Source organism: Candidatus Desulfolinea nitratireducens (genome assembly GCF_982879505.1).
This window is the reverse complement of the sequence record NZ_CEYOSI010000304.1, coordinates 1-3,352: the sequence shown is the minus strand read 5'-3', so window position 1 is coordinate 3,352 and position 3,352 is coordinate 1. Positions and strand designations below refer to the sequence as shown.

General features: G+C 49.9%; 4 protein-coding genes. All 4 read right to left on the bottom strand.

The window, feature by feature from the left end:
* A partial coding sequence (locus tag AC3DOM_RS16945) for a chorismate synthase (protein ID WP_487920217.1) occupies positions 1-496 on the bottom strand: 496 nt, incomplete at its 3' end.
* 9 nt (positions 497-505) lie between these two features.
* Positions 506-1,363, bottom strand: coding sequence for a shikimate dehydrogenase (gene aroE, locus AC3DOM_RS16940; RefSeq protein WP_487920216.1), 858 nt, complete (start codon positions 1,361-1,363; stop codon positions 506-508).
* 89 nt (positions 1,364-1,452) lie between these two features.
* Positions 1,453-2,724, bottom strand: a complete 1,272-nt coding sequence (gene aroA, locus AC3DOM_RS16935) for a 3-phosphoshikimate 1-carboxyvinyltransferase (protein ID WP_487920215.1) — start codon at positions 2,722-2,724, stop codon at positions 1,453-1,455.
* A gap of 58 nt (positions 2,725-2,782) precedes the next feature.
* Positions 2,783-3,352: prephenate dehydrogenase (locus AC3DOM_RS16930; protein WP_487920214.1), on the bottom strand; the 570-nt coding region annotated here is incomplete at its 5' end.

Sequence of the window (3,352 nt, the reverse complement as noted above, 5' to 3'; positions counted from 1 at the left end):
TCATATCGAATAGATCGGCTTTAACCTTGCCAATCGAGACCACATAGCCTCCAATTTGTACCCCAAATTCTTCGAGCAGGTGTTTACAAATGGCACCCACCGCAACCCGAGCGGATGTTTCTCTGGCGGAAGCACGTTCAAGGGAAGGGCGTAGATCCTCATATCCATATTTGATCGCACCGACCAGGTCGGCATGTCCCGGACGTGGCGCAGTCATTGGCGGGATGTCTTTATTTTTCCACTTTTCGTGATCGGCGTTGATGATACTCAGGGAAATCGGCGCGCCGGTCGTTTTCCCTTCGAGAATCCCGCTTTGGATGATGGCTTGATCTTTTTCGAGCTTCATCCGCGGACCGGCGCCATAGCCGCGTTGACGCCGTTGAAGTTCATGGTCGATCACATTGGGGGTAATTTTCAACCCGGCAGGCATTCCTTCAAGTATGGCGAGCATGGCGGGGCCATGGGATTCTCCCGCAGTTAGAAAGCGAAGTGGCATAATTTCTCCTTACTGCCTTGTATGTTGGATTGCATCCAGATATGCTTGAAGCATCTTTTGAGTAGATGGTTTTTTTCCTGTCCAGATCCTGAATGAGAGCGCGGCCTGTTCGATCAGCATCCCGATCCCGCCGCGAATGGGCAACCCAGCTACTTCTGCGTCTGCCATCAGCTGTGTTTTCGCAGGAGTATAGATCAGGTCGTAAAGGGCTGTGCCACCCGGGAGAGGGAGATCCTCAGGCCATGGGGAACCTTGCAGATGAGACAACATCCCGACCGGGGTTGTGTTGACGATCAGGGTGGACGATAGATCTGCAAGCCCATGTATATCCAATTTTAACGCACTTAGCTGCTCGATATTAGATGAGAAATAATTCTTAAGCGCTTGCGCCTGATCGGGACGCCGGGCAGCAATGATCACCTCCCAGCCCTCAGAGAGGAGCGCATAGGTAACCGCTCGAGCCGATCCGCCTGCGCCAAGGATGAGAGCTTTCCTCACAGAAGATGTCTTTTCTGATAAGTGTACTAAATCATTCAAAAATCCCTGCGCATCGGTATTATCACCAAATAATTGCCTATTTTTCATTGAAATCGTATTTACCGCGCCGATTGCATTTGCGGTCTCACTCAACTTATCCAAAAGAGGGATGACTGCCTGCTTATGCGGAATGGTCACATTTAAGCCTCGTAATTCTCTCTTTCGAACGCGGGCGAGCATCTCTGCTAGAGCTTCCGGGTCATCTGGTGGAATTGGGTAAAGTTGATAATCACCCTGTAGCCCGGAATCATTTAACGCAGCGCGATGGAGTTGAGGCGAGAAACTGGCCTTGATTGGGTAGCCGAGGAGTCCGAGATTGAATGTTGACATGTTCTGAAATTTGGTTTATCTAAACACAAAGGTCACGAAGGAACACTAAGAAATACTTTGTGACTCTTAGTCTTCCTTGTGTTTAGTCCTTACATTCTAAGTTCTTCCAATACGTCAAAAAAATTCGGAAATGTCTTTGATACGCAGGCGGGGTTTTCTATCTGCACACCTTCCACCCGCAGTCCAATCAATGAAAAGGCCATTGCCATCCGATGGTCATTATACGTTCGAATCGTTGCCGGTTGAATATTTTCGCAGGGATATATTTTCATTCCATCATCGTATTCTTCAACCGTTATCCCTAAACGGGCCAGCTCTGTGCAAACAGCCGAGACGCGGTCCGTTTCCTTGACGCGTGCCGAGGCGATCCCACGGATCCGAGTCGGGGAGGAGGCAAAGGGCGCTATTGCCGAGAGGGTTTGGGCTGTATCAGGGATGTCACGCATATCCACATCTATACCGCGGAGATTGGCGTTTCCAGTAACTTCGATTGCGGTATCAATTTCCTTAATTTCGCAGCCCATTTCCCTGAGGATATCCAGAAAGTTGATATCGCCCTGGACTGAACCGCGTGAAATATTTTCTACGCGGGCGGTCCCGCCGCAGATGGCGGGTGCTGCGAAGAAATAGGAAGCAGCAGAAGCATCAGATTCTATGGAATAATTTGAAACAGGAAGGTAGCGAGCAGGCTGAATCCTGAATCGCTGATACTGGTCCCGTTCCACATCCACGCCAAAATCGCGCATGATCGAGATGGTCATGTCGATATAGGGTTTTGAGCTGAGGGCTGTGCTGACTTCGATCTCCACGGGTGATTGAGAATAGGGTGCGATCATCAGCAATGCTGAAAGATATTGGGATGAAATATTCCCTGCGATTTCCGTCTTGCCACCACTCAGTCCGGATGCAGTAATATTTACAGGCGGACAATTATTATTTGCTTCCAACTTTGCGCCCAACTTTCTGAGCGCTGCCAGCAAATCGCCGATTGGCCTTTCGCGCATCCGTGGCTCACCGTCAATTGAATACTCACCTTTGCCAAGTGTTAAAAAGGCAGTTAGAAAACGGGCTGTTGTGCCTGAATTGCCAATAAAAAGCTCTGCGCTGGTAGCGGGGATATTCCCACCCAGGCCCCGAACACCGATCTCTTTGCGCTCAGGGTTAAGTTCAACTTCAAAGCCTAAATTTTGAAGGGCCTTCGCAAAGTAATCAGAATCGTCTGAAAAAAGGGCGTTTCGAAGCGTGGTTTTCCCCTCGGCCAGGGCAGCCATCAGCAAAGCGCGGTTGGTCAGGGATTTTGAGCCCGGCACGCGTACGCTGGCATTCAGGGGATGGGTGATGGGGTGAATGGTTTTTGTCATTTTTTGCTCTTTGTGACCACAAAAAATCTTCGTGTTCTTTGTGACTCTGTGATGATTTTTATGCTTTGCGCATCATCTCTTCACGTTTATTTTTACTCGCATCCAGCAAAATCTCCAGATTTACCTCGTCTCCAGCTTTCATGAGCGCCAGGATCTTATCAATCTCGGTTTTGACTTTTTCCAGCGCCTCGATCGTGTTATCAGCATTTGTCATCACCATCGAGAGCATCATGCTCGTGGGGGTTGAGGCCAGCCGGGTTGCACTGGAAAAACCTCCTCCGCTGAGACGGGCATATTTTTTCTCTGTTGCATGCGTGAGAGCCACCGAAAGAAGATGAGGAGCGTGACTCGTTGCCGCGAGAGTGCGATCGTGTTCTTTGGCATCAATCCAGAGCGGGGTGGCGCCAATCGCATCCACAAGTTGAGCAGCGAGAGTTTTTGTCCGCTCCGATGTCCGCCCGGAGGGCGTCAGCGTATAGATGCAGCCTTCGAGCATTTCTTTTTCGGCATTGGAAATTCCAAGTGTTTCCTTGCCACAAATGGGATGCCCTCCAATAATATCGAAATTGGACGGGAGGGATTCAAGCGCGCACATGATCTCGATTTTTGTGGACGTAAGGTCCGTGAC

What these genes read in the sequence shown, in the direction of transcription:
- aroA (WP_487920215.1), bottom strand. Translation starts at nt 2,724, where the DNA reads ATGACAAAAACCATTCACCCCATCACCCATCCCCTGAATGCCAGCGTA.
- aroE (WP_487920216.1), bottom strand. Translation starts at nt 1,363, where the DNA reads ATGTCAACATTCAATCTCGGACTCCTCGGCTACCCAATCAAGGCCAGT.